Consider the following 25,708-nt stretch of genomic DNA (forward strand, 5'->3'; position numbering starts at 1 on the left):
CGGACCGGATCAGTGCGGGTTGGGGGCTTCCCGTCAGTCCCATCGTCCTTCCGGTTCGGGCCGGTCCCTCAAGGGCGCTCCTTCGTCGCGTCGCTACGCGATGGCCTTCGGCCACCCTTGACCGACCGACCCGAACCGGAAAGCCGAAAGACTGCCGGGAAACCCCCAAAGAAACGGCACGGACGATCCTTGGAGGGGCGGGTCCCTCAGCGATGAGGCGAGGGGCCCGGCGCCGGCCCGCCCGACATACGGGCCCTCAGGAGCGGCGATTCCGGGCCGAGTGCACGGCAACCCGCACGAGAGGTTGATCAGAGCGACCTGGGAAGCCCCCAGACGCGTCAGATCGCTACGCGCTCCTCTCGTCTCAGCGCCCGACGACCGCCTGTGGCCGATACCCGCATCAAGAGCCGATCAGAGCAGCGCAGGGACCCGACGGGCGCGACAGATCGCTACGCGCTCCCCTCGTCTCGGCGGCCAGCGATCGTCTTGGGCTGATAGCCGCGCCAGAGGACGAGGTCAGTCGAGCTGGGCGAGCATGCCCACCAGCGTCCGGCCTTCCCGGGCCCCTCTGCGCAGCAGGATGGCGCCCACCTTGTGCAGCTCGGCCCACGCGTGCGGGCGGCCGACCTCCGAGGCGTCGTGGATCACGCCCAGGGCCTCGGTCAGGGCGGCCTCGGCCTCTCCAGCGCCCGCGTATGCGTGGGCGAGGCAGGATCCGTACCAGGCCCGGTCCCGGCGGAATGACGGGGCGAAGCCGGCCAGCCCCGAGGTCAGGTTCCCGACCGCACCGTCCCAGTCCTTCAGGTGCAGGTCTGCCATGCCGCGCTGGGCCGCGAACCAGGACTCGCCGTAGAAGTAGAGCCACGGAGGCGCGTCGACGGCACCGGCGATGATCCGCTGCGCCTCGTCCAGTCGGGAGTACGCCTCGTCGCGCTCACCCGCCAGCGCGTATCCCCGCCCCGCCATCTGCACCGCCATGGCCCGAGTGGCCTCGCTCGCCCCCGAAAGAGAAGCAGCAGCTTCACCCAGCCGCACACACCGGCGGCCCCTGCCTCCCGACCACGCCAGGTGCGCCTTCATGCTCAGGGTGGTGGCCGCCAGGTCGCCGTAGCCGGCCTCCAACGCCCAGTCGTAGGACCGGTCGAACCATCCGAGTGCCACGGGGGCTTTGTCCTGGTCCTGCGCCATCCACGCCAGGAACTGGGCGTACTCGGCCAGCAACCTCACCACCTGGTCGGCCAAGGCCCCCCGAGCCTGTCCGTACAGCCCGGCCACCTCCCTGAACTGCGCCAGAACCAGCGGTGCAACGGTGCGCGACCCCACCGTGTCCTCGGCCCGCCGATGCGCGGCCAACAAGGCGTCCATCGCATCCACAGAAGCGGCATCCAGTCGCATCCCGCCCTGTCTCACCGCGCCCAAGCGTTCGCCGTCAGCCTCCGACACCACTCCGGGCAGCACGAGCGAGGGAAGCGGCAGGTCCTCGTACCGGGCACCGAGCAGTTCCAGGGGCACGCCGAGCCCGTCGATGATGCGCTGCCGCACCTCGGCCGAGGTCACCACGCGCCGGCGGTTCTCGATGGCGGACACATCGGGTTGGGCCAGGCCCACGAGGGCACCGAGCCGGCTCTGGCTGCTCCGCGTCAGCTTCCGCCACGTCCCCAACAGGGCAGCCCAGTCCTCAGCGGCTGCGGCCGCCCGTAATTCGGGGTGCACCCACACATCCGACTCGGGCTCCATGCGGGAAATATAGGTCGGTCCTATAGGACGCGGCAGTGGTTCGGCCTGGGCGCCACCCGACATGGTGGGTCACGCCTGGGCGGCCGCCGGGTTCGAATGGGAGCGCTGCGAAGAGTTCCGCTCCACCACTCATTGACGAGGGCAGGGAGTAACCCGTGACCAGCCGCATCAAACACAGCTGCACGCGCGACGTACCCAGTAGCGACGGTCTTGACGGCCCCTCGGGGAAGGCGCCCTTCCTGATCGAGCCCAGCGCCGATCTGCTGGACCGCGCCCAGAGCGGCTGGATGTGGTTCCTGAACAGCTTCCCAGAGGTGCCGGGTGAGTGAGCAGTACGAATACGTGCCCCACCGGCTCCTGCGCCGCCGCGTCCGCGACATTGCCTCCGGCGTCGAAGGCGAACTGATGGCTGTGATCAACGAGAACGTCTCCGACACCCTCACCGAGCACTGGACAGAACTCGCCTACATCCGCGATGCCTCCGGCCGTGAATTCACCACTGCCGCCACCAACATCGAACCCGTAGACGATCAGCCCCAGACGGCCGCCGGCCGCCGAGATCCGAGGAGCGCGTAGCGATCTGTCGCGCCTGTCGGATTCCTGGGCTGCTCTGTTCGTCCTTGCGTGCGGGTATCAGCCACGGACGGTCGCCGGCCGCCGAGAAATGAGGAGCGCGTAGCGATCTGTCTCGCTTGTCGGCTCCCCGGGGGCTCTGGTCAACCTCTCGTGCGGGTTGCCGCGCCCCTGGTCCGGGATCTCGGCTCTTGGGGGCCCGGATGCCTGGCGTGCCGGCGCCCGGCCCCTCGCCTCATCGCTGACGGACCCGTCCCTCCACCTTGGACCGTGCCGTTTCTTTGGGGGTTTCCCGGCAGTCTTTCGGCTTTCCGGGGCGGGTCGGTCTGTCAAGGGTGGCCGTAGGCCATCGCGTAGCGACGCGACGAAGGAGCGCCCTTGACAGGCCGGCCCGAACCGGAAGGACGATGGGACTGACGGGAAGCCCCCAACCCGCTCTGAGACTGTCCGTGGGGATCCCGCCCACCGGCCCCCCGGCCCGCAGACATGGGGGCAGGTGGGCAAACACCGCTCGACCCCACGGGGTCGAGGGGGAGATAGCGGGCCCGAACCGGACCCGACCCAGGCCTCAGCTCTCCGTCCGGTACATCAGGTCGATCTCGTGCGTCGCGAAGCCCAGGCCCTCGTACACCGCCAGGGCCGCCGGGTTGTCCGCGTCGACGTACAGCATCGCCGTCGGCAGGCCGGACTCCGCCAGGTGGTGGAGGCCGATGGCGGTGAGGGCCTTGCCCAGACCGCCGCCCTGGGCGCCCGGGCGGACGCCGACCACGTAGACCTCGCCCAGCTGTTCCTCGGCGTGGACCTTCGTCCAGTGGAAGCCGACCAGTTCGCCGTCCCGCTCCGCGAGGAAGAAGCCCTTGGGGTCGAACCACGGCTGCGCGATCCGGTCGTTCAGGTCCCGCTGCGTGAGTGCGCCCTGCTCCGGGTGGTGGGCGAAGGCGGCGGCGTTGGCGGCGAGCCAGGCGGTGTCGTCCTGCCCGGGCACGAAGGTGCGGACGGTCACGCCGGCCGGGAGGGCCGGTTCGGGCAGCGGGGCGGCGTCGGGGCCCAGGGGGCGGCGCAGCTGCCGGAGTTCGCGGAAGAGGGTCAGCCCGAGCACCTGGGCGAGGTGCCGCGCGGCGGACTTGCCGCCGTGCGCCCACACCCGGATCCGCTTGCCGGAGGCGTGCAGCAGGGCGGTGCCCAGGGCCCGGCCGTAGCCGCGGCCGCGCAGGGCGGGGTGGATGACGAGTTCGGCGGCCGGGGCCTCCACCGGGTCGGTGTCCTCCAGCTGCCCGTACCCGCACAGCCGCCCGCCGTCGGTGAGGAGGAAGTGCCGGATCCCCTCGCGCGGTCCGCCGCGCAGCTGGAGGCGGCCCTGTTCGGAGACGGCGGTGGTGCCGTCGGTGCGGGCCGCCTCTCCGATCAGGTCCAGTACGGAGGCGGCCTGCTCCTCCGTCAGCTCGTCGAGGATCTCAATCTGCCGTCCCGGCTCCAGGGCCGCTGCTGCGTCAGTCATGCTCCGAGCCTACGGCGCCACCGCTGAGGGCTGCGCGTAACCAGCTCGCAACCCGCTACCCCCTGTCGTAGCTACGCGCGTTGACCATAGGCTGCGGGCACCTCCCAAAATGTTGTCTCGCTGTCCACAAAGGGGAATAAATGTCAGCGAAGCCACAACGGCCCCGTACGGCCCGCCGGTTGACCTTCGGCGCACTCGCCCTCACGGCGGGGGCCGGCGCGATGGTCGCCGCCGCACTGCCGGCCGGTGCCGCGAGTGGTGGCGGTACGCCTCCCAAGGCGCGCACCGTCGACGTACAGATGCTCTCGTTCAACGACTTCCACGGCACGCTGGAGCCCCCGCAGGGCTCGTCCGGCACCGTGAGCGAACGTCAGGCAGACGGCACCACCAAGGCCATACCCGCGGGTGGCGTCGAGTACCTCGCCACCAGCCTGCGCGAGGCCCGCAAGGGTCACGAGTACTCCGTCACGGCCGCGGCCGGTGACATGATCGGCGGCAGCCCGATGCTGTCCGGTCTCTTCCACGACGAGCCCACCGTCGAGGCGCTCAACAAGCTGAACCTCGACGTGTCGAGCGTCGGCAACCACGAGTTCGACGAGGGCAGGACCGAGCTGCGCCGGATGGCGTACGGCGGCTGTCACCCGACCGAAGGCTGTTTCGAGTACGGCAAGACCTTCACCGGTGCGCAGTTCCAGTACCTCGCCGCCAACGTGACGGACGAGAAGACCAAGCGTCCGCTGATGTCGCCCACCTTCGTCTGGAAGAAGGGGGACGTGAAGATCGGCTTCATCGGCGTCACCCTGGAGGGCACTCCGGACGTCGTCACCGCCGAGGGCGTCAAGGGCCTGAAGTTCGGCGACGAGGTCGAGACGATCAACAAGTACGCGGCCGAGCTGAACAAGCAGGGCGTGAAGTCGATCGTGGCGCTGATCCACGAGGGCGGTCTGCCCGCGAGCGGCGCGTACAACTACGACTGCGACGTGCCGGGCGCCGGCGCGGGCATCTCGGGTGCGATCGTCGACATCGCCAAGAACGTCGACCCGAAGGTCGACGCGCTGGTGACGGGCCACACGCACCAGGCGTACAGCTGCAACATCCCGGACCCGGCGGGCAACCCCCGTACGGTGACCTCGGCCGCCTCCTACGGCCGGCTGTTCACGGACACCACCCTCACGTACGACCGGGCGACGAAGGACATCGTCCGGACGCCGGTCCTGTCGCCGAAGCCGGTGAACAAGCTGGTCGGCCGCGAGCAGCCGAAGGCCGCGGACATGTCCGAGCTGATCACCCGCTGGAAGGCGCTCGCCGCTCCGGTGGCGAACCGTCCGATGGGCTACATCTCGGCCGACATCCCGGGCCGCGGTGCGGAGGCGCCGGAGAAGCCGCTCGGCGACCTGATCGCGGACGCGCAGCTGGAGGCCACGGCCGCGGCGGACAAGGGCGGCGCGCAGCTGGCCATCATGAACCCGGGCGGCATCCGTGCCGACCTGGCCTACAAGGCCGCGGGTGACGAGGGCGACGGTGTCGTGACGTACGGCGAGTCGTACACGGTGCAGCCGTTCAACAACCTGATGAACGTCGTGGACCTGACCGGCGCGCAGCTGGTCACCGCGCTCCAGCAGCAGGTGAGCGGTACGGTCAACGGCCCGAACCCGAAGATCCTGCAGGTCTCGAAGGGCTTCACGTACACCCTGGACATGACGAAGACGGGTGCGGACCGGATCGTCGTGGACTCGGTGAAGCTGAACGGCGCGGCGATCGACCCCGCCAAGACCTACCGGGTCGTGATGAACGAGTTCCTCGCGGGCGGCGGTGACGGCTTCACCGTCCTGAAGGAGCACAAGAACAAGCTGGTGGGCGCGTCGGACCTGGACGCCTTCAACGCCTACCTGGCGAAGTCGACGGCGGCGACCCCGATCGCCCCGCCGGCGGCGGACCGCATCAAGGTCGTCAAGTAGTGGCGCTGTAAGCAGTGCGTCCCCGAGGGGGCGGTGGGCCGATGGCCCGCCGCCCCCTCGGCTTTTGGCTAGAGGGTCGCCAGGAACTTCCCGACGGCCGCGTGGAAGCCCTCGGGGTCGGTGAAGGGGACGAAGTGGTCGCCCTCCAGGGCGGTGTACGAGGTGCCCGGGCGCCGGCGGACCATGGCGTCGGCGACGTCCTGGGTGAGGGCCCGGCTCTGGCGTCCGTGGATGAGCAGGGCGGGGCAGGGGCTGGCGGTCCAGGTGTCCCAGTGGTCGCCCGCGCAGGCGTGGATGGAGTCGAGCATGTCCTGCCCGTGGAAGCCGAGCCGCCAGCCGGTCCCTCCGGGGAGCGGGCGTACGCCGTCGGCGACGAAGGGCAGGGCGGCCGGGTCGACGGCGCCGAGGAGTTCCTCGCGGGTGGGGGCCGAGTAGGGCAGTGCCCCGAGGAAGTCGAACCACTGCGGGCCGGCCGGGATGTCGATGGCGACGGTGGCGTCGACACCGATCAGGGCGCCGGCCCGGTCGGGGTGGGCGGCGGCCAGGTGGTAGGCGTTGAGGCCGCCGAGGGAGTAGCCGAGGACGGCGACGGGCTCGGTGAGGCCGAGGTGGTCGAGGAGGGCGACGGCGTCGGCGACGTAGCCCTCGCGGCGGTAGTGGGGTGCGCGGTCGGAGTCGCCGTGGCCGCGCTGGTCGGGGGCGATGACCCGCCACGCGTCGCCGAGGGCGGCGGCGAGGCCGGTGAAGGCGGCGGCTTCGGACATGCCGCCGTGGAGGGCGAGGAGCGGTCGGCCGGGGCCGCCGAAGTCCAGGTACGAGAGGGTGCGGCCGTCGATGGTCAGCGTGTCGCGCATGGTTGGTGTCTCCCCGTTTCCGTTGCCCGCCGTGGTCACGGGCATCACTGTGCCAGCAGTTGGGCAAGCGCGCAATACATTCGTATTGGGCGCTTGCCCAAACGGTGGCCGGAGGGGCGCCGATACCATCCGGGGCATGGGAAATCGCGAGGACCTGCTGGCCGGCGCGCGCCGCTGCCTTGAGGAGAAGGGCTACTCGCGCACGACCGTGCGCGACATCGCCACGGCGGCACAGGTGAGCATGGCCGCGATCGGCTACCACTTCGGGTCCCGCGAGGCGCTGCTCAACCAGGCGCTGTTCGCCGCCATGGACGACTGGGCCGCCGGCTCCGGCCGGCTCACCGGCGAGGGCGACACCGCGGCGGAACGGTACGGCGACACCTGGGACCGCAAGATCCGCGACTTCCTCGACATGCGCTGGCTGTGGATCGCCAACATCGAGGCCTTCGTCCACGCCCAGTCCTCGCCCGAACTGCTGGCCGTCCTGGCCGAGGGACAGCGCCGCTCCCGGCGGACGGTGGCCGCGCACCTGGCCGGGGTCTCCGAGGAGGCGGTGACCGACGAGGACGTACGGGCCCTCGGGTCGGTGCACCTCGCGCTGCTGAGCGGGGTGATGGTGCAGGCGCTGACCGATCCCGGGCAGGCTCCCACAGGGGTCGAGCTCACCCAAGGGCTGCGCAGGATGGTCGAGTTGCTCGAAGAGCCCGCGCCTACCGACGGGTAGTAAACGCCGGTCCCGCACGCCATAATCCGGTCCCACCACCAGGTCGGCGAAGGGGCGGGGCATGGACGCGGGCAGAGGCACGGGCACGGACACGGACACGGGTGCGGACGCAGGCACGGGAACGGGCACGGCTCCGCGTACGCGTCCGGGGGCACGCAGGGCCACGGGCGCGCGCACCGCACCGGACCGGCGGGCCTTCCTCGCCGGCGCCGCGGCCGTGGGCACGGGCGCGCTCCTCGGGCTCGGGGCGGCGGCACCGGCTCACGCCGCCCCCGCCCCCGCGAGGGCCCTCGGCACCCAGGACTGGATGGCCGGGCTCGCCGACTCCACCGCCCTCCAGCGGATGACCATCCCCGGCACCCACGACTCCGGCGCCACCAAGGGCGGCCTCTACGTCGCCTGCCAGAACACCTCCATCGCCCAGCAGCTCGACTCCGGCATCCGCTTCCTCGACGTCCGCTGCCGGGTCACGGGCGGCTCGTTCGCCATCCACCACGGTTCGTTCTTCCAGGACCTGATGTTCGGCGACGTCCTCGCCGCCTGCCGGGACTTCCTCGCCGCGCACCCCTCCGAGACGGTCCTGATGCGCGTCAAGCAGGAGTACTCCACCGACTCCGACGCCGCCTTCCGCGCCGTCTTCGACGACTACCTCGACCGCCGCGGCTGGCGCCCCCTCTTCCGGATCTCCGACACCCTGCCCGCCCTCGGGCAGGCCCGCGGCAGGGTCGTCCTCCTCGCCGACAACGCCGGCCTGCCGGGCCTGCGCTACGGCGACGGCGGCGTCTTCGACATCCAGGACGACTACAACACCGAGCCCTTCGCCAAGCGCGTCCGCATCGAGGACCACTTCCGCAAGGCCGTCCGGGAGCCCGGCAGGCTCTTCGTCAACTACGTCAGCACCGCCGCGTACATGCCCCCGCGCTGGAACTCCGACCGGCTGAACCCGCAGGTCCACGGCTTCGTCGACGGCTCCGAACTCAGCGGCCGCACCGGCCTCGGCATCGTCCCGATGGACTTCCCGAACACCCGCTCCGGCCTGGTCGCCTCACTGCTCCGGCACAACTGACGGCGACGGCGGCCGCGGCGACGGCTGCTCCGACGGCGGAGGCGACGGCGCGCCCGGGATGCGCAGCACCGCCTCCGTGCCGCCCGCCCCGTCCGCGGCGGCGCGCAGCTCGGCGCCGCCGCCCGAGCGGGCCGCCGTGCGGGCCACGATGGACAGGCCCAGCCCGCTGCCGGGCAGGGCACGGGCCGACTCGGAGCGCCAGAACCGCTCGAAGACGTACGGGAGGTCCTCGGGCGGGATCCCCGGCCCGTGGTCGCGTACGGTCAGCTCGCCCGCGCGCAGCGAGACCTCGACGGCGCCGCCCGGCGGGCTGAACTTCACGGCGTTGTCCAGCAGGTTGACCACCGCCCGTTCCAGCGCCGCCGCCTCGCCCCGCACGTACCAGGGCTCCAGGGCGGAGCCGAACCGCAGCTCGGGGCCGCGCAGCCGGGCCCGGGACAGCGCCGAGGCGGCGATGTCGTGCAGGGCCACCACGCCGAGCGGGGCGTGCGGGGCGGCGTCGGGGCGGGACAGCTCCTGGAGGTCCCCGATCAGCGCGGCGAGTTCCGTCATCTGCGCCTTGACCGAGGCGAGCAGCTCGCGGCGGTCCTCGGGCGGGATGGCCCGGCCGGTCTCCTCGCTGCGCGCGAGCAGCTCGATGTTGGTGCGCAGCGAGGTGAGCGGCGTACGCAGCTCGTGACCGGCGTCCGCGATCAGCTGGGCCTGGCGTTCCTGGGAGGAGGCGAGCGCGGCGGTCATCGCGTTGAAGGAACGCGACAGGCGGGCGATCTCGTCGTCGCCCTCGTCCGGGATGCGCACGGTCAGGTCCTCGGTGCGGGCGACGTGCTCGACGACACCGGTGAGCTCGTCCACGGGCCGCAGCCCCGTGCGGGCCACCCACAGGCCGGCCGCGCCCGCGCCGACGACCCCTATGCCCGAGACCAGGAGCAGCACCCAGGCCAGGGTGGACAGGGGCTTGTCGATGTCGGCGAGGGGCTTGGCGATGGAGATCCCGAAGGTCGGCCCGCCGGTGGTCAGGCGCCGGCCGATCGTGTAGACGCGCATCCGGTCGCCGTCGGCCGTGGTGGCGTCGTGCAGCCGCGCGGTGCTGCGGCCGGCGGCGACGTCCTGGTCGGTCTGGGTGGCGGGCAGGTCCGTCCGTCCGCTCACCCAGCAGCGGCCGCCCTCGGCGGTGACGATCTGCACGGTCGCGTTCAGGTCCCCGGCGATGTCCATCTGGTTCGGCGGCGGGCGCAGCGTGCAGCCCTCGCGCAGGGTGCGGAGCACCTGCTCGCTGGGGTCGGTGGCCCTCAGGGACTGGTTGAGCTGGTCGTTGAGCTGCGCCCGCACCATCACCCAGGACGCCCCGGCCACCGCCGCGACGGCCACCGCGACGGCGACGGTGACCAGCAGCGCCAGCCGGGAGCGCAGCGGCAGTGCGCGGAACCGGTCGGCGGGACCCGTCATTCGGGCCCGCCCTCGCCGGCGCGCAGGACGTAGCCGACCCCGCGCACGGTGTGCACGAGGCGCGGCTCGCCGGCCGCCTCGGTCTTGCGGCGCAGGTACATCACGTAGACGTCCAGGGAGTTGGAGCTGGGCTCGAAGTCGAAGCCCCACACCGTCTTGAGGATCTGCTCGCGGGTCAGCACCTGGCGCGGGTGCGCCAGGAACATCTCCAGCAGGGTGAACTCCGTGCGGGTCAGCTCCACCGGCCGGCCGCCCCGGGTGACCTCGCGGGTGGCGAGGTCCATGCGCAGGTCGCCGAAGGAGAGGGCGTCGCCGGCCGGTTCCGGGCCGGCGGCGGGGGCGGCGTAGGAGCTGCGGCGCAGCAGGGCGCGGACGCGGGCGAAGAGCTCGTCCAGTTCGAACGGTTTGACGAGGTAGTCGTCGGCGCCCGCGTCGAGGCCGGTGACGCGGTCGCCGACGGTGTCCCGGGCGGTCAGCATCAGCACCGGGGTGACGCTGCCGGCGGCGCGCAGCCGTCGGGCGGCCGTCAGGCCGTCCATCCGGGGCATCTGGATGTCGAGGACGATCAGGTCGGGGGCGTACGCGGCCGCCTGGTCGAGGGCGTCGAGCCCGTCGACGGCGGTCCGCACCTCGTACCCCTCGAAGGCGAGGCTGCGGCGCAGGGCCTCGCGCACGGCCGGTTCGTCGTCGACGACGAGGATGCGCTGCGGGTCGCCTTCGGCGGGATTCATGGTCGGGGTCCCCCAGGGGTGGTGGTCGGTGCGCGGGGCACGTCCCAGGGTGTCAGAAGGAGATGCCGAAGCCGTTGCCGCTGCTGTCGGAGCCGTTGTCCTGGCTGCTCCCGCCGCCGGGGCCGCCCTTGCGGAGGGAGTCGAGGTCGGCCTTGATCGTGTTGACCGGGATGGCGAAGCCGAGGCCGACGCTGCCGGCGCTCGAGCCGTCGCTGGAGGGCGAGTAGATCGCGGAGGGCATGCCCACGATCTCGCCGTTCATGTTCACGAGGGCGCCGCCGGAGTTGCCGGGGTTGAGGGAGGCGTCGGTCTGGATGGCCTTGTACGAGGTGGTGTTGGCGCCGGTGTCGCCGTTGAACTGCTGACCGTCGTACGAGAACGGCCAGCCGCCGCGCTGGCGCTGCGGGCTCTGCTGCTGGCGGTTCTCGGACTTGGGCACGTTCACCTCGCGGTTCAGCGCCGAGACGATGCCGCTGGTGACGGTGCCGGTGAGGCGGTCGGGGGAGCCGATGGCGACGACCTGGTCGCCGACCTTGAGGCGGTCGGAGTCGCCGAGCTTGGCGGGCCTCAGGCCGCCGGCGCCCTGGAGCTTGATGAGGGCGAGGTCCTTGCCGGGGTCGGTCCCGACGATCTTGGCGCTGTACTTCTTCCCGTCACTCATCGTCACCTGGATCTCGGAGGCTCCGTTGACGACGTGGTTGTTGGTGGCGATCTCGCCGTCGGCGGTGAGCACGATGCCGGAGCCGGTGCCCTGGCCGGAGGCGGTGCGGGTGTCGATGCGGACGACGGACGGGCTGACCTGCTCGGAGACGCCGGAGACGGTGCCGTTGGCGGACTGCGAGACGTTGGTGCCGTTCACGCCGGCGACGGCGGCGCCGGCCTGTCCGAGGAGCTGCTGCACGGCGACGGCCGTTCCGCCGCCGACCAGGGCCGCCGCGAGGGCGACGGCGGCGAGCAGCGCGACCGGCCGCTTGGCGCGGGCCGCGTGCGCGGGGCCGGCCGGGCCGGCGGCGGCCGCGGAGCCCCAGGCGTCCCACCCGGCGCCGCTGCCCGCGCTGCCGCCGCTGCCGCCGGCCGCCGGGACGGTCTCGCCCTGGATGACGGGCGGCTGGTGCGCCTCGTGCCACCCGGGAGCCGGGGCGGCCGCCGGCGGGTACGGGGGCGGCGGCGGATAGCCGGCGGCACCGGCGTCCCGTGCCAGCCGCTCGCGCCCCCGCTGCCAGTCGTCCCCGAAGGGCGCGTTCCGGGCCGGGCCGTTCTCCTGGGGGTACTCGCCTTCGCGGCGGAAGCTCTCGGTCATGTCTCTGACTCTGTCCCCGGATCATGAGAGCAATCTGAGTCCCGGCTGAGAAGCCCGGCAGAACCGCGTATGCCCGACATAAGCACCTGGGCCCCGGCCCGGCCGCACGATGTTCCGAACGCGTTCAAACCGGTGGGGACGACCAGGGGGACGACCATGCCCGCAGCGGCGCCCGCCGGCTCCGGGGCGTACTGGTCCCGCCGCTCGGCGCGGCTTCCGTGGGGGCGCAGGCCCCGCTCGCCGCCCCGTACGTGCTGCGCGCGCTCCCGGGCCGGCAGCGGAGGCCCGCCCGGCCGCCGGGCACCGGTCGCCGCTTCCCCGACCCTAGAAGCCATACGCCATTAACCGGGCATTCAGACGTGCTTGCGAGCCTCACGTCATGCAGCCCCGACTCCGCCTCACGGCAGACCCTTCCGACGCGCCTGTCCTGCCGCGTGCGCGGAAGAATGGAGTCATGAGCCACCAGCCCAGCGCAGGCCCCACCGAGGTCCCCGCACAGCACTCGTCTCACACCCCCGCGACCGGAAACGGAACGGGCAGTACCGGTGCCGGCAGCGGCACAGGTCCAGACACAGGCACGGGCACGGGCAAGAAGGCCGACGGCGGCGACGGCGGCAGCAAGCCCCGCCTCGGGTCCATAGCCGCCCACCGGCCCCACGCCGCCCGCGTGACCGGCCACGTCGACCTCGATCCCGACCTCGACGCCGACCTGGACGCCTACGAGGACAAGGACGACACCGGCGAGCTCCCCCCGAACCGGTTCCTCGACCGGGAGCGCAGCTGGCTGGCCTTCAACGAGCGGGTGCTCGAGCTCGCCGAGGACCCCGCGACCCCGCTGCTGGAGCGCGCCAACTTCCTGGCGATCTTCGCGAGCAACCTCGACGAGTTCTTCATGGTCCGCGTGGCCGGACTCAAGCGCCGCATCGCGACCGGCGTCGCCACCCGTTCGGCCTCAGGCCTCCAGCCCCGTGAGGTACTGGACCTGATCTGGACCCGCTCGCGCGAGCTCATGGCCCGGCACGCCGCGTGCTTCCAGCACGACATCGCCCCCCAGCTCGCCGAGGAGGGCATCCACCTCATCCGGTGGCCCGACCTCACCGAGAAGGAGCAGGCACGGCTCTTCACCCTGTTCCGCAACCAGATCTTCCCGGTGCTCACCCCGCTGGCCGTGGACCCCGCGCACCCCTTCCCGTACATCTCCGGCCTCTCCCTCAACCTGGCCGTCGTCGTGCGCAACCCCGTCAGCGGCCACCGCCACTTCGCCCGCGTCAAGGTGCCGCCGATCCTCTCCCGCTTCCTGGAGGCCTCCCCGCAGCGCTACGTCCCCCTGGAGGACGTCATCGCCGCGCACCTGGAGGAGCTGTTCCCCGGCATGGAGGTGCTCGCGCACCACATGTTCCGCGTCACCCGCAACGAGGACCTCGAAGTGGAGGAGGACGACGCCGAGAACCTCCTCCAGGCGCTGGAGAAGGAGCTCATGCGGCGCCGCTTCGGCCCGCCCGTCCGCCTGGAGGTCGAGGAGTCCATCGACCCGGGCGTCCTGGACCTCCTCGTGCAGGAGCTGAACGTCAGCGCCGCCGAGGTGTACCCGCTGCCCGGCCCGCTCGACCTGACCGCCCTCTTCGGCATCGCCTCCCTGGACCGGCCCGAGCTCAAGTACCCGAAGTTCGTCGCCGGCACCCACCGGGACCTCGCCGAGGTGGAGTCCGCGTCCGCGCCCGACATCTTCGCCGCACTGCGCGAGCGCGACGTGCTGCTGCACCACCCCTACGACAGCTTCTCCACCTCCGTGCAGGCCTTCCTCGAACAGGCCGCCGCGGACCCGGACGTCCTCGCGATCAAGCAGACGCTGTACCGCACCTCCGGCGACTCCCCCATCGTCGACGCCCTGATCGACGCCGCGGAGTCCGGCAAGCAGGTCCTCGTACTCGTCGAGATCAAGGCCCGCTTCGACGAGCAGGCCAACATCAAGTGGGCGCGCAAGCTGGAGGAGTCCGGCTGCCACGTCGTCTACGGCCTCGTCGGCCTCAAGACGCACTGCAAGCTCTCCCTCGTCGTCCGCCAGGAAGGCGACACCCTGCGCCGCTACAGCCACGTCGGCACGGGCAACTACCACCCCAAGACCGCCCGCCTGTACGAGGACCTCGGCCTGCTCACCGCCGACCCGCAGGTCGGCGCGGACCTGTCCGACCTCTTCAACCGGCTCTCCGGCTACTCCCGCCGCGAGACCTACCGCCGGCTGCTGACCGCCCCCAAGTCCCTGCGCGACGGGCTGATCTCCCGCATCGACAAGGAAGCCGACCACCACCGGGCCGGCCGCCCGGCGTCGGTCCGGCTGAAGATGAACTCGATCGTCGACGAGGCCCTCATCGACTCCCTCTACCGGGCCTCCCAGGTGGGCGTGCCCATCGACATCTGGGTGCGCGGCATCTGCGCCGTGCGCCCCGGCGTCCCCGGCCTGTCGGAGAACATCCGGGTCCGCTCCATCCTCGGCCGCTTCCTGGAGCACTCCCGGGTCTTCGCCTTCGGCAACGGCGGCGAGCCCGAGGTGTGGATCGGCAGCGCCGACATGATGCACCGCAACCTCGACCGCCGCATCGAGGCGCTGGTCAGGGTCACCGACCCGGCCCACCGAGCGGCCCTGGACCGGATGCTGGAGACCGGCATGTCCGACGCCACCTCCTCCTGGCACCTGGGCCCGGACGGCGAATGGACCCGGCACAGCACCGACGCCGAGGGCCAGCCGCTGCGGCACGTACAGGAGATGCTCATAGACGCCCGGAGGCGCCGGCGTGGCTCTGCCAAACCATGACGACCCGACCGCAGGTGACGTGCTCGGCGTGTACCTGCGGTCCCAGGCCACCGCGTTCCTGCGGGCGCTGCGCCTGCACGAAGCCGGAGCGGCCGGCGGCCCGTCCGCCGACGCGGCGGAGAGCGGCGAGGCGGCGTACGGGCTGCGGAGCGCGGCGCGCCGGATCGCCGGATCGCTGAGCACGTTCCGGGCGGTCACCGAGACGCGCTGGGCGGACTCGCTGCGCACGGAGCTGGTCTGGCTGTCGTCCACACTGGCCGACGAACACGCGTACGCCGCCCGGCTGTCGCGGCTGATGGAAGCCCTGCAGCGGCTGTCCGGCTCCCCCGACCTGCCGGCCCCGCGGGGCGGCGGGGCGGCCGCGCCGGGCGCCCTCACGGTGGGCTCGGCGCGGGCGGGCGCCCTGCTGGAGCGGCAGCTCACGCTGGCGCGCACGCGGGCGCACTCGGCCACCCTCCAGGCCCTCGGGTCGTCCCGCTTCCACGCGGTCGCGGACGCGGTGGCGGTGCTGGCCTCGGAGGTGCCGCTGAACCCGGTGGCGGCGCGGGGCCGGGTCGGGGACGTGCTGGAACCGCTGGCGGAGGTGACCGCAACCCGGCTCACGGGAGCCGTCTGCGCGCTCCCCGCCGCGCAGGGCACCCCGTACGCGGCGCACGAGGACGCCTCCTGGCACGAGGTGCGCCGGCTGCTGCGCGTGCACCGGTACGCGCGGGAGGTGCTGGGCGGGGACGTGGCCCGGCTCTCGGCGGCGGGAGAGGCGCTGGACCTCCACCGGGACGCGTCGGAGGCCGCCACCGCCTCGGCGACGGCCGCCCGCACCCCGCGGATCGCCCCGGCGACGGCGTACGCGCTGGGCGTGCTGCACGCCGACCAGCGCCACGCGGTGGAGGCGGCCCGCCTCTCGTTCCACCACATCTGGCACCCGGCCCCCGCCCTCCCCTGACCCCGCCGCCACGCGGGCTGATCCCCGGGGCTGCGCCCCGGCCCCCCGCGCCTCAATCGCCGGCGGGGCTGGATACATCCAGCCGGCGCGGCGTTTGAGCGCACCGGGCGCGGAGCGCCCGGTATCGGGGTCCGGGGCGGAGCCCCGGGTTCTCCAGCCCCCCTGGGGGCACCTCCCAGCGGTAGCTGGGGGAGCTTGAGGCGCGGGGTCAGGGGCAGCGCCCCTGGGAACGGGCGAAGGGCGGGTCGGGGACCTCGCACCGCGCAGCGGCAGCCCGCGCCCGGCGTCGGCCGGTCAAGTCTGAGACGCTGGACGGGGCGGGCTCCCCGGCACGGGACCGGCGAAATCCGGCCATCCCGCCCGGCCAGGGCAACGGCCAGGGCAACGGCCCCGAGAGGGTAACAGCGGCATAACGGGCGGATAACGCCCGATTGCGCCCAGGTACAAACCACCCCATCCGCACCGGGCCGTCCGCCATGGTTCACCCCCCGTTCACCAAGCGCGGTCGACCGCTTCACCTGTTCTGCCTAATTTCGGTAGCGCACGGTGCGAGCCGATCGGGAAAACACGGCGCCGCACCACAGCAGCCCGTAGTCCTCTTCGCACGCCGCCCCGAAACAGAAAGCGGCCGGCGGCCCCTCGGAAGGAACACCCGAAAGTGAAGCTTCAGCGCAAGAACCGGCTTCGTGCCTCCGCCCTCGGGGCCCTCGTCGTGTCCGGCGCCCTGGTCCTCACGGCGTGCGGCTCGGACGACAACACGAAGACCGGCGCCGACGGCACCACCAAGGCCTCGGCCCCGGCGCCCGGCGACATCAAGTGCGAAGGCGCCAAGGGCAAGCTCCTCGCCTCCGGCTCCTCCGCGCAGAAGAACGCGGTGGACCTCTGGGTGAAGAACTACATGGCCGCCTGCTCCGGCGTCGAGGTGAACTACAAGTCCTCCTCCTCCGGCGAGGGCATCGTCGCCTTCAACCAGGGCACCGTAGGTTTCGCCGGCTCGGACTCGGCGCTGAAGCCCGAGCAGGTCGAGGACTCGAAGAAGGTCTGCACCGGCGGCCAGGGCATCAACCTGCCGATGGTCGGCGGCCCCATCGCCATCGGCTTCAACGTCTCCGGCGTGGACAAGCTGAACCTGGACGCCGCGACCCTCGCGAACATCTTCAACGACAAGATCAAGAAGTGGGACGACGAGGCGATCAAGAAGCTGAACCCCGGCGTCACGCTCCCCTCCACCGCCATCCAGGCCTTCCACCGCTCCGAGGACTCCGGCACCACCGAGAACCTCGGCAAGTACCTCAAGGCCGCCGCCCCCGACGCCTGGACCTACGACGCCGCGAAGAAGTGGCCGGCCCCCGGTGGCCAGGCCGCGTCCGGCTCCGCCGGTGTCGCCTCCCAGGTCAAGGCCGTCGACGGCGCGATCGGCTACTTCGAGCTCTCCTACGCCACCTCGCAGAGCATCAAGACCGTCGACGTCAACACCGGCGCCGGCGCCCCGGTCAAGGCCACCCCGGAGAACGCCTCCAAGGCCATCGCCGCCGCCAAGGTCGCCGGCACCGGCTCCGACCTGGCCCTGAAGCTCGACTACACCACCAAGGCCGAGGGCGCGTACCCGATCGTCCTGGTCACCTACGAGGTCGTCTGCGACAAGGGCAACAAGGCCGAGACCCTCGGCACCGTGAAGTCCTTCCTCGAGTACACCGCCTCGGACGCGGGCCAGAAGGTCCTCACCGAGAACGGCTACGCGCCGATCCCGGCCGAGATCAACACCAAGGTCCGCGAAGCCATCAAGTCGCTGGCCTAGCCACACCCTCCCGGCCCGGGCCGATCCGCTGATCGGCCCGGGACCCGGGACCCTCCCCCTCCACCCGGGGGAAATCCGGTGCACCGCCGCCAGGGGGCCCGCCCCCCACACAGACCGGAAAGACCATGGCTTCCACCACACCCACGCACATAGAACCGGCTCCGCCGGTCTCCAGGAGCGCGAGGTCCACCGGCCGTGCCGGTGACAAGATCTTCGCCGGCCTCTCCAAGGGCTCCGGCGTCCTGCTCCTGGTGATCATGGCGTCGATCGCCGTCTTCCTCACCTATCGCGCCTCGATCGCGCTGTCGAAGAACGAGGGCAACTTCCTCACCACCCTCGACTGGAACGCGTCGGCCAACCCGCCCGTCTTCGGCATCGCCGTCCTGCTCTTCGGCACCGTCGTCAGCTCGGTCATCGCGATGGCCATCGCCGTCCCGATCGCCGTCGGCATCGCCCTGTTCATCTCGCACTACGCGCCGCGCAAGCTGGCCGCGCCCCTCGCGTACGTGGTCGACCTGCTGGCCGCCGTGCCGTCGATCATCTACGGCATCTGGGGCGCCCTCTTCCTGGTGCCGCAGCTGAACGGGCTGAACCTCTGGCTCGACGAGTACCTCGGCTGGACCTACGTCTTCGACAAGACCCAGGTCGGCGTCGCCCGCTCGCTCTTCACCGTCGGCATCCTGCTCGCGATCATGATCCTGCCGATCGTGACCAGCGTCAGCCGCGAGGTCTTCCTCCAGGTCCCGCGCATGAACGAGGAAGCCGCCCTGGCCCTCGGCGCGACCCGCTGGGAGGTCATCCGCATGTCGGTGCTGCCCTTCGGCCGCTCCGGCGTCATCTCCGCCTCGATGCTCGGCCTCGGCCGCGCGCTCGGCGAGACCATGGCCGTGGCCACCGTCCTCTCCCCCAGCTTCCTGATCTCCCTGCACGTCCTGAACCCCGGCGGCGGCACCTTCGCGCAGAACATCGCCGCGAAGTTCGACGAGGCCAACGAGTTCGGCCGTGACGCGCTCATCGCCTCCGGCCTGGTCCTCTTCCTGCTCACCCTGCTGGTCAACGGCGCAGCCCGCCTGATCATCGCCCGTCGCAAGGACTTCTCGGGGGCGAACGCCTGATGAGCCACGCACTCCAGGACCCGCGCCCCGTCGGGGCCCGCAAGTCCTCCTCCCCCGCCGGCCTGACCCGCGGCGGCCTGCCCCGCTGGGCCCCGGCCGGCATCGCGGCCCTCTCGGTCGCCCTCGGCTGCGGCACCGGCGCCGTCGCCGACCTGCACAGCAAGGTCCAGTGGGGCCTGATCTCGGCGCTGCTGTTCGTCGCGATCACGTACGTCGCCAGCTCGGTCGTCGAGAACCGCCGCCAGGCCAAGGACCGCGTCGCGACCTCCCTCGTGTGGGTCTGCTTCGTCCTCGCGGTCATCCCGCTGCTCTCGCTGATCTGGACCACGATCAGCCGCGGCATCAAGGCCCTCGACGGCGACTTCCTCAGCCACTCGATGAACGGCGTCACCAGCTTCGAGGAGGGCGGCGGCGTCTACCACGCGCTGCTCGGCACCATCGAGCAGGTCGCCCTGGCCACCCTGATCGCCGCGCCCATCGGCCTGCTGACCGCCGTCTACCTGGTCGAGTACGGCAAGGGCCGCCTCGCCAAGGCCGTGACCTTCTTCGTCGACGTCATGACCGGCATCCCCTCCATCGTCGCGGGCCTGTTCATCCTCACGACCTGGAACCTGGCGCTCGGCTTCGGCCCCTCCGGCTTCGCCGGCTCGATGGCCCTGTCGATCCTGATGATGCCCGTCGTGGTCCGCTCCACCGAGGAGATGCTCAAGCTCGTCCCGAACGAGCTGCGCGAGGCCGCCCTCGCCCTCGGCGTGCCGAAGTGGCGCGTGATCCTCAAGGTCGTGCTCCCCACCGCCATCGGCGGCATCGCCACCGGCGTCATGCTCGCCATCGCCCGCATCGCCGGCGAGACCGCGCCGATCATGCTGCTGGTCTTCGGCACCCAGCTGATCAACGGCAACCCCTTCGAAGGCGCCCAGTCCTCGCTCCCCCTCTACATCTGGGAGCAGTACAAGGTCGGCAGTGAAGCCTCCTACGACCGGGCATGGGCCGCGGCGCTCGTCCTGATCGCCTTCGTCATGATCCTCAATCTGGTGGCCCGCGGCATAGCCCGCTGGAAGGCCCCGAAGACCGGTCGCTGACGCGACCGAATGAAAGCGAAGTGACCCTCATGGCCAAGCGAATCGACGTCAGCGGCCTCTCCGCCTTCTACGGCACCCACAAGGCCATCGACGACATCTCGATGACCGTGGAACCCCGCTCCGTGACGGCCTTCATCGGCCCCTCCGGCTGCGGCAAGTCCACCTTCCTGCGCACCCTGAACCGCATGCACGAGGTCACCCCCGGCGGCCGCGTCGAGGGCAAGGTTCTGCTGGACGACGAGAACCTGTACGGCGCCGGCGTCGACCCGGTCGCGGTCCGCCGCACGGTCGGCATGGTCTTCCAGCGCCCGAACCCCTTCCCCACCATGTCGATCTTCGACAACGTGGCGGCGGGCCTGCGCCTGAACGGCAGCTACAAGAAGTCCGAGCTCGCGGACATCGTGGAGCGGTCCCTCAAGGGCGCCAACCTCTGGAACGAGGTCAAGGACCGCCTGAACAAGCCGGGCTCCGGCCTCTCCGGCGGCCAGCAGCAGCGTCTGTGCATCGCCCGCGCCATCGCGGTCGAGCCGCAGGTCCTGCTGATGGACGAGCCCTGCTCCGCCCTCGACCCGATCTCCACCCTCGCCATCGAGGACCTGATCGGGGAGCTGAAGGAGCGCTTCACGATCGTCATCGTGACGCACAACATGCAGCAGGCGGCCCGCGTCTCCGACCGCACCGCCTTCTTCAACCTCGCCGCCGTCGGCCAGCCCGGAAAGCTGATCGAGATCGACGACACGGACCGGATCTTCTCCAACCCGTCCGTCCAGGCGACCGAGGACTACATCTCGGGCCGCTTCGGCTAGACGCCGGACCCCGCCTGAACGTCCTGCGGTGCTGCATGGCGGTGCCACCGCAGGGCGAAAGAAAAGGGCCGGCTCCCCCTGGGTGGGGGGAGCCGGCCCGCTTTCACGTCCGCGCTCAGACGAACGCCAGGTTCACGATCCAGAAGCTGACCGCCGCCACCAGCGCGGCCGCCGGCATGGTGATACTGCATCCCCCGGGGGATGACCCCCGGACCCCCAGCAGGGGAAGCCGGCTCCGGCTAGACGAACGCCAGGTTCACGATCCAGAAGCTGACCGCCGCCACCAGCGCGGCCGCCGGCATGGTGATGAACCAGCCGAGGATGATGTTCTTGGCGACGCCCCAGCGGACCGCGTTCACCCGCTTGGTCGCGCCCACGCCCATGATCGCCGAGGTGATCACGTGGGTGGTGGAGATCGGCGCGTGGAAGAGGAACGCCGAGCCGAACATGATCGAGGCACCGGTGGTCTCCGCCGCGAAGCCCTGCGGCGGGTCCAGCTCGATGATCTTGCGGCCGAGCGTACGCATGATGCGCCAGCCGCCCGCGTACGTACCCAGCGACAGCATCACGGCACAGGCGATCTTCACCCACACCGGGATCGGGTCGCCGGCCGCCGACACGTCCGCGATGACCAGGGCCATCACCACGATGCCCATCGTCTTCTGCGCGTCCTGCAGACCGTGGCCGAGCGCCATGCCCGCCGCCGAGACCGTCTGCGCGATACGGAAGCCGCGCTTGGCCTTGTGCGGGTTGGCCCGCCGGAACATCCACAGGATGACGACCATCACCAGGTAGCCGACCACCAGGCCGACGACGGGCGAGACGAACATCGGGATGACGACCTTCTCGACCACGCCCGACCAGATCACCTCGGTCCCGCCGGCCAGCGCCGCGCCCACCATGCCGCCGAACAGCGCGTGCGAGGAGGACGAGGGCAGCCCGAAGTACCAGGTGATCAGGTTCCAGACGATCGCGCCGATCAGGGCCGCGAACAGGATCCACATGCCCTTGTTGCCGTGCGGCGTCTCGATCAGGCCCTCACTGACCGTCTTGGCCACCCCGCTGCCGAGGAAGGCACCGGCCAGGTTCATCACGGCGGCCATCGCCAGCGCCGCGCGCGGCGTCAGGGCCCGCGTCGAGACGGAGGTGGCGATGGCGTTCGCCGAGTCGTGGAAGCCGTTCGTATATGTGAAGCCGAGCGCGACACCGATGGTCACGACCAGCGCAAAGGTGTCCACGAGGTTCAGGACTCCTTGACGGCGATGGTCTCCACCGTGTTCGCGACGTGCTCGAACGCGTCGGCGGCCTCTTCGAGGACGTCGACGATCTGCTTGAGCTTCAGCACCTCGATGGCGTCGTACTTGCCGTTGAAGAGCTGGGCGAGCAGCTTGCGGTGGATCTGGTCGGCCTGGTTCTCGAGGCGGTTGACCTCGATCCAGTACTCGGTGAGGTTCTCCATCGTCCGCAGGTGCGGCATGGCCTCGGCGGTCAGCTCGGCCGCCCGCGCCAGCACCTCGATCTGCTGCTCGACGCCCTTGGGCAGCTCCTCCACGTTGTAGAGGACGACCAGGTCGACCGCTTCCTCCATGAAGTCCATGATGTCGTCGAGCGACGAGGCGAGGCTGTAGATGTCCTCGCGGTCGAACGGCGTGATGAAGGACGAGTTCAGCTGGTGGAAGATCGCGTGAGTGGCGTCGTCGCCCGCGTGCTCCGCCGCCCGCATCCGCTCCGCGATCTCGGCCCGGGCGGAGGGATCCGCTCCGAGCAGTTCCATCAGGAGCTTGGAGCCCGTGACGATGTTGTCCGCGGATGCGGCGAACATGTCGTAGAAGCTCGTCTCCCTGGGGGTCAGACGAAATCGCACGTGAGGTCCTCGGGGTGCATTGGATTCGGTCAGGCTGATGCTAGGCGCATCCCCCGGCCACGGCTAACCGGCCGTTCCCCAGTGTCCTCCATCAGGCAGAGTGGGCGTCACGGACCCCTGTCCCCCCGGCCTGGGCGAAGTACCCTATACCCATGAGGGGTATAACCCCTCTTTCCGGACCACGGGAGGACCGATGACCACCATCGAGGCGGAGGGCTCCGGAGCCGTCCACGGCTACCACCACCAGAAGGACGAGCACCTCAAGCGACTGCGCCGGATCGAGGGCCAGATCCGCGGCCTCCAGCGCCTCGTCGACGAGGACGTGTACTGCATCGACATACTCACGCAGGTCTCGGCCAGTACGAAGGCCCTCCAGTCCTTCGCCCTCCAGCTACTGGAGGAGCACCTGCGCCACTGCGTCGCGGACGCCGCGGTCAAAGGCGGCACCGAGATCGACGCGAAGGTCGAGGAGGCCACCAAGGCCATCGCCCGCCTGCTGCGCAGCTGACGACCGGCCCCGCCCGCGCCGGCCCCCCGGACACCGTCCGGGGGCGCGGCCCCGCAGGCCACCGCGGCTACGGGCAGACGCTCATCAGCACTTCGTCGATCCGGTCCTGGCTCAGCCGGTCCTCGGCCGCCGCCGAGGCCGCGATGATCAGTTCGCCGCACAGCTCGATCTCGGCGAGCGCCACGTGGTCCTGCACCGACATGCCGCCTGCGGGAGTCACGCGTGTCACCTCTCTCTGCCGTCCTCGCCCGTCGGCGCTCGGCATCCCAGCCTAGGGAGCGGGCCCCGTTCCGCGCATGACACGGATGGACCATTTCCGGATAGCGGCGCCATGGCCCGGAGGCACCGCTTCGGACCGCCCGGACGGCTACTCGGCGATCTTCCCGGCGTAAATGTCCCCGCTTGGGGGCAATACGACGGTCACCGGAGTCCCGAAACCGTAGAGCAGCGTGGTCGAGGAGACATCGATCACGCCATTCTTGACGTAGGTGAAGCGGTGCCGGACCTTGCGCAGCCGCCCCTCCTCGTCGAGGTAGGCGTCGAAGGGGACGCTGTCCTTGCTGAACCCTTTCGCCGCCGCCTCCAGGGCCCCCTTGACGCCCGGGGAGGCGCTCTGCGCGGCCCGCGCGATGTCCGTCGTACCCCGGTAGTGGCGCACCTTGGTGCCGGCCAGGTCGGTCTCGCCGACGTACGTGACCTCCTGCGCGCCCCGCAGCAGCTCGGCCGCGGCCACCGGGTCGGTGGCGCCGCCGGTGACGAGGTTCCCGTCGGAGAGGGTGGTGGTGTCGAGCCGGACCCACTTGTCGTCGGGGACTCCGGCGCCCCGGTTCTTCATGTAGAGCGCGCCGGGGACGAGCAGCTCGGTGATGGGCCGGTGCTCGGGCTGCCCCTTCACGTCGGCGGGGAGCATCACCAGCAGCTGGCCCATCCGCTTGCGGAAGTCGACCCCGCCCTCGCCCCGGATGGTCACCCGGGTGCCGCCGGTGGCCATCTCCATGGCCGTACGGGTCTGCGCGCTCCCGGCGGCGGTCAGCGCGTCGGCGGCCCCGCGCACCGCGGCGGCCGGGTCTCCCGGCGGCCGGTCGTCACGGGCGCCCTTCGCGCTCCCGCCGCCGGGGCCGCTGCCGCCGGCCGGGCCGCTGCCGCCGTCGGTGCCCGTGCCGCTCGCCGCGCCGCACGCGCTGAGCGCCGCCACGGCCAGGGCCGCACAGACGGCGACCACCGCCTCACCCGCACGCCTTCTCGGTCGCCTGTGCTGGTGCACCACCATCGCCTGCCAACCCCCAACGCGTGACCGCTGTTTGCCCGAGGCCCCCACCCGCTCCGGTTAACGAGGTCCGGGGTTTCCCGTAACGGGCCGCCGGGTTCCGGGGGCCGTACCGGCTGCGGTCGGGCCCCGGTACCGTGGAGGGGTGGACCCGCACACCAAGGCGACCCCGGTCGCTCCGTTTACCGTTGTGCCCGACCCGCGAGACCACGCGGAACCGGCTCGGCCGCCCGTCGGCCACTCCACCAGCACCGCGGAACGCGGCTCGTTCTGCCTGGCCGTGTGCAGCTGCGGCTGGACGGGGCCGGCCCGCCGCTCCCGTGACCTGGCCCGCAGGGACGCCGGCAGACACACCGCGGGCTGACCCTCTTCTTCCGTTTCCTCCGTTCGGACGTCCCGGCTGGCCGGGGGCCCGGGTAGCGGTTGCGCTGGTTCCATGCCAGGTACCGCACGCTCCCTCGCCGCCCTCTGCTGGGCGTTGCTGCTCGTGCTCACCCCGGCCGCGGCCGCCTGGGCCCGCCCGGTGGGCTCGGCGGACGGGCCGGCCGACGTGGCGCTGGCCGTCGGGCTCACCACCGCGGCCGCCGTGGCGACCGGGCTGTGGCTGCGTTCCCGCTACCGCCGCGACGGCAGGGGGACGGAGCATCGGGGCGGGCGCGGCGGGGGCGGCGAGCAGTGACCCCGCGCTCCCGGCCGACGGCGGTGCGGCTGTGCTTCGCCGCGGCGGCCCTGTGCCTGCTGGTGGCGCTCCTGCTGGCGCTCTGGAGCCCGTAGCCGGCTCCGGCTCGACACGGCCTACGCCGCGAGGTCGCTCTCGGCCGGCCGCTGCGCCAGCTCGACGGGCCGGGCCACGACGCGCTCGCGGGCCCGTACGAGCACTCCGAACCGGGCCGAGCGGGCGACGGCCCTGACGACGGGGGCGAGCGCCGCCATGGCGAGCGGGGCGAGGAGCAGGACGACGGCGGTGCCGAGGGCGAAGCCGCCGATGACGTCGGTGGGGTAGTGGACGCCGAGGTAGACCCGGCACATCCCCTCGGCGAGCGCCAGCCCGATCCCGACGAGCCCGAGCCGGCGGTTGACGAGGAACACCCCGACGGCGAGGGCCATGCCGAGCGTGGCGTGGTCGCTGACGAAGGAGAACCCGGAGCCGGGGGCGCCCGCGCCGCCGAGCACTTCGATGCCGTCGTGCTGGAGGAACGGCCGCGGCCGGGCGACGAATCCGCGCAGCGGGACGTTCACGAGGAGGGCCACGGCGGCGGCGAGCGGGGCCCACACGAGCGCGGCGAACGACTCGGCGGCGGTCGTCTCGTCCTGCCGCCTGGCGCCGCGCCAGCACCACAGCACGAGCAGGACCATGGCCAGCGGGAGCCCGTACGACCCGGCGAAGGCCACGGCCCGGTCGAACCAGCCGGGGGCGTGCCGGGAGAGGGAGTTGATCCCGTACAGCAGGCTGACATCCACGTTCGGCCCACCGGTCGTGAGTCCAGCCATGTGCCACGGCCCCTTGCCTGCGTAGGTCCCCTGCGGGCGCACGACGGTGTGCGCCCCCTTCAGCCCCCCAGCCGAACGACCCCCCGTGCTCATGGAACGCCCGTTCTGCCTGGGACGTTCCACTCTCCACCGAAT

The 25,708-nt window shown here is 71.7% G+C and carries 24 protein-coding genes; 13 read left to right on the forward strand and 11 right to left on the reverse strand.

Translation table 11 applies throughout. The features are described 5' to 3' along the window. Nucleotides 1-516: 516 nt before the first annotated feature. Nucleotides 517-1,737 (reverse strand): NsdA family TPR-like regulatory protein, encoded by a 1,221-nt coding sequence (locus ABD973_RS14865; RefSeq protein ID WP_345500287.1) that lies wholly within the window; start codon nucleotides 1,735-1,737, stop codon nucleotides 517-519. 155 nt (nucleotides 1,738-1,892) lie between these two features. On the opposite strand from ABD973_RS14865, the gene ABD973_RS14870 reads away from it, so the two are divergent. Together ABD973_RS14870 and ABD973_RS14875 are read left to right on the forward strand one after the other, a co-directional pair. Next, a complete protein-coding gene (locus ABD973_RS14870; protein ID WP_345500288.1) occupies nucleotides 1,893-2,066 on the forward strand; it encodes a hypothetical protein in 174 nt (57 codons plus the stop codon). Beyond that, nucleotides 2,059-2,313 carry a hypothetical protein gene (locus tag ABD973_RS14875; protein WP_345500289.1) on the forward strand — a complete coding sequence of 85 codons (255 nt, stop codon included), beginning with the start codon at nucleotides 2,059-2,061 and terminating at the stop codon, nucleotides 2,311-2,313. The genes ABD973_RS14870 and ABD973_RS14875 overlap by 8 nt, the downstream gene beginning before the upstream one ends. A 565-nt stretch (nucleotides 2,314-2,878) precedes the next feature. Here the strand turns inward: ABD973_RS14875 and mshD are convergent. Further along, the gene (gene mshD, locus ABD973_RS14880) at nucleotides 2,879-3,808 is read right to left on the reverse strand and encodes a mycothiol synthase (protein WP_125821861.1); all 930 of its coding nucleotides are present in this window, start codon (nucleotides 3,806-3,808) and stop codon (nucleotides 2,879-2,881) included. Between the two features lie 140 nt (nucleotides 3,809-3,948). Between mshD and ABD973_RS14885 the strand changes: the two genes are divergently transcribed. Then, nucleotides 3,949-5,766, forward strand: coding sequence for a bifunctional metallophosphatase/5'-nucleotidase (locus ABD973_RS14885; protein WP_125821860.1), 1,818 nt, complete (start codon nucleotides 3,949-3,951; stop codon nucleotides 5,764-5,766). Nucleotides 5,767-5,834: 68 nt separating this feature from the next. Here the strand turns inward: ABD973_RS14885 and ABD973_RS14890 are convergent, their stop codons facing one another. Next, a complete protein-coding gene (locus ABD973_RS14890) occupies nucleotides 5,835-6,620 on the reverse strand; it encodes an alpha/beta fold hydrolase (RefSeq protein ID WP_125821859.1) in 786 nt (261 codons plus the stop codon). Between the two features lie 136 nt (nucleotides 6,621-6,756). Between ABD973_RS14890 and ABD973_RS14895 the strand changes: the two genes are divergently transcribed. Further along, nucleotides 6,757-7,344, forward strand: coding sequence for a TetR/AcrR family transcriptional regulator (locus ABD973_RS14895; RefSeq protein WP_345500290.1), 588 nt, complete (start codon nucleotides 6,757-6,759; stop codon nucleotides 7,342-7,344). Between the two features lie 61 nt (nucleotides 7,345-7,405). After that, nucleotides 7,406-8,410: a phosphatidylinositol-specific phospholipase C gene (locus tag ABD973_RS14900; RefSeq protein ID WP_345500291.1), complete on the forward strand. Its 1,005-nt coding sequence runs from the start codon at nucleotides 7,406-7,408 to the stop codon at nucleotides 8,408-8,410. Here the strand turns inward: ABD973_RS14900 and ABD973_RS14905 are convergent. From ABD973_RS14905 to ABD973_RS14915, 3 genes are read right to left on the reverse strand one after another with little or no spacing between them, the layout of a single operon-like run. Continuing rightward, nucleotides 8,390-9,856 (reverse strand): sensor histidine kinase, encoded by a 1,467-nt coding sequence (locus ABD973_RS14905; protein WP_125821856.1) that lies wholly within the window; start codon nucleotides 9,854-9,856, stop codon nucleotides 8,390-8,392. The two genes, ABD973_RS14900 and ABD973_RS14905, sit on opposite strands and share 21 nt — an antisense overlap. Continuing rightward, nucleotides 9,853-10,587 carry a response regulator transcription factor gene (locus ABD973_RS14910; RefSeq protein ID WP_125821855.1) on the reverse strand — a complete coding sequence of 245 codons (735 nt, stop codon included), beginning with the start codon at nucleotides 10,585-10,587 and terminating at the stop codon, nucleotides 9,853-9,855. The genes ABD973_RS14905 and ABD973_RS14910 overlap by 4 nt, the downstream gene beginning before the upstream one ends. Nucleotides 10,588-10,639: 52 nt before the next feature. Continuing rightward, entirely contained in the window at nucleotides 10,640-11,887 is a 1,248-nt protein-coding gene (locus ABD973_RS14915) for a S1C family serine protease (protein ID WP_125821854.1), read from the reverse strand. 454 nt (nucleotides 11,888-12,341) lie between these two features. Between ABD973_RS14915 and ABD973_RS14920 the strand changes: the two genes are divergently transcribed. From ABD973_RS14920 to pstB, 6 genes are all read left to right on the forward strand, one after another. Beyond that, entirely contained in the window at nucleotides 12,342-14,699 is a 2,358-nt protein-coding gene (locus ABD973_RS14920; protein WP_206436541.1) for an RNA degradosome polyphosphate kinase, read from the forward strand. Further along, nucleotides 14,680-15,642: a CHAD domain-containing protein gene (locus ABD973_RS14925; protein WP_345500292.1), complete on the forward strand. Its 963-nt coding sequence runs from the start codon at nucleotides 14,680-14,682 to the stop codon at nucleotides 15,640-15,642. Before ABD973_RS14920 ends, ABD973_RS14925 begins: the two co-directional genes overlap by 20 nt. Before the next feature lie 658 nt (nucleotides 15,643-16,300). After that, entirely contained in the window at nucleotides 16,301-17,440 is a 1,140-nt protein-coding gene (gene pstS / locus ABD973_RS14930; protein ID WP_125595613.1) for a phosphate ABC transporter substrate-binding protein PstS, read from the forward strand. Nucleotides 17,441-17,565: 125 nt separating this feature from the next. Then, nucleotides 17,566-18,555 (forward strand): phosphate ABC transporter permease subunit PstC, encoded by a 990-nt coding sequence (gene pstC / locus ABD973_RS14935; protein ID WP_125595611.1) that lies wholly within the window; start codon nucleotides 17,566-17,568, stop codon nucleotides 18,553-18,555. Then, nucleotides 18,555-19,637 carry a phosphate ABC transporter permease PstA gene (gene pstA / locus ABD973_RS14940; protein WP_125821852.1) on the forward strand — a complete coding sequence of 361 codons (1,083 nt, stop codon included), beginning with the start codon at nucleotides 18,555-18,557 and terminating at the stop codon, nucleotides 19,635-19,637. The genes pstC and pstA overlap by 1 nt, the downstream gene beginning before the upstream one ends. Before the next feature lie 29 nt (nucleotides 19,638-19,666). Next, entirely contained in the window at nucleotides 19,667-20,443 is a 777-nt protein-coding gene (gene pstB, locus ABD973_RS14945) for a phosphate ABC transporter ATP-binding protein PstB (protein ID WP_125595607.1), read from the forward strand. A 239-nt stretch (nucleotides 20,444-20,682) separates the two neighbouring features. Here the strand turns inward: pstB and ABD973_RS14950 are convergent, their stop codons facing one another. Continuing rightward, nucleotides 20,683-21,681, reverse strand: coding sequence for an inorganic phosphate transporter (locus tag ABD973_RS14950; RefSeq protein ID WP_007265453.1), 999 nt, complete (start codon nucleotides 21,679-21,681; stop codon nucleotides 20,683-20,685). Between the two features lie 5 nt (nucleotides 21,682-21,686). After that, nucleotides 21,687-22,307, reverse strand: coding sequence for a DUF47 domain-containing protein (locus ABD973_RS14955; RefSeq protein WP_007265452.1), 621 nt, complete (start codon nucleotides 22,305-22,307; stop codon nucleotides 21,687-21,689). Between the two features lie 193 nt (nucleotides 22,308-22,500). Between ABD973_RS14955 and ABD973_RS14960 the strand changes: the two genes are divergently transcribed. Continuing rightward, complete coding sequence (locus ABD973_RS14960; protein WP_042801353.1) at nucleotides 22,501-22,815, forward strand: metal-sensitive transcriptional regulator; 315 nt, start codon at nucleotides 22,501-22,503, stop codon at nucleotides 22,813-22,815. A gap of 67 nt (nucleotides 22,816-22,882) precedes the next feature. Here ABD973_RS14960 and ABD973_RS14965 read toward each other — a convergent pair whose 3' ends face one another. Together ABD973_RS14965 and ABD973_RS14970 are read right to left on the reverse strand one after the other, a co-directional pair. Beyond that, nucleotides 22,883-23,035: a hypothetical protein gene (locus ABD973_RS14965; RefSeq protein WP_241253640.1), complete on the reverse strand. Its 153-nt coding sequence runs from the start codon at nucleotides 23,033-23,035 to the stop codon at nucleotides 22,883-22,885. A 147-nt stretch (nucleotides 23,036-23,182) separates the two neighbouring features. Next, complete coding sequence (locus ABD973_RS14970) at nucleotides 23,183-24,085, reverse strand: SCO4651 family lipoprotein (RefSeq protein WP_386382231.1); 903 nt, start codon at nucleotides 24,083-24,085, stop codon at nucleotides 23,183-23,185. Between the two features lie 433 nt (nucleotides 24,086-24,518). Here ABD973_RS14970 and ABD973_RS14975 point away from each other — a divergent pair, with 433 nt between their 5' ends. Beyond that, nucleotides 24,519-24,761: a hypothetical protein gene (locus ABD973_RS14975; protein ID WP_125595604.1), complete on the forward strand. Its 243-nt coding sequence runs from the start codon at nucleotides 24,519-24,521 to the stop codon at nucleotides 24,759-24,761. Nucleotides 24,762-24,877: 116 nt separating this feature from the next. Here the strand turns inward: ABD973_RS14975 and ABD973_RS14980 are convergent, their stop codons facing one another. Beyond that, nucleotides 24,878-25,573 (reverse strand): phosphatase PAP2 family protein, encoded by a 696-nt coding sequence (locus tag ABD973_RS14980; protein WP_125821850.1) that lies wholly within the window; start codon nucleotides 25,571-25,573, stop codon nucleotides 24,878-24,880. Between the last annotated feature and the right edge of the window lie 135 nt (nucleotides 25,574-25,708).

Source organism: Streptomyces racemochromogenes (genome assembly GCF_039535215.1).
Taxonomy (GTDB): Bacteria; Actinomycetota; Actinomycetes; order Streptomycetales; family Streptomycetaceae; genus Streptomyces; species Streptomyces racemochromogenes.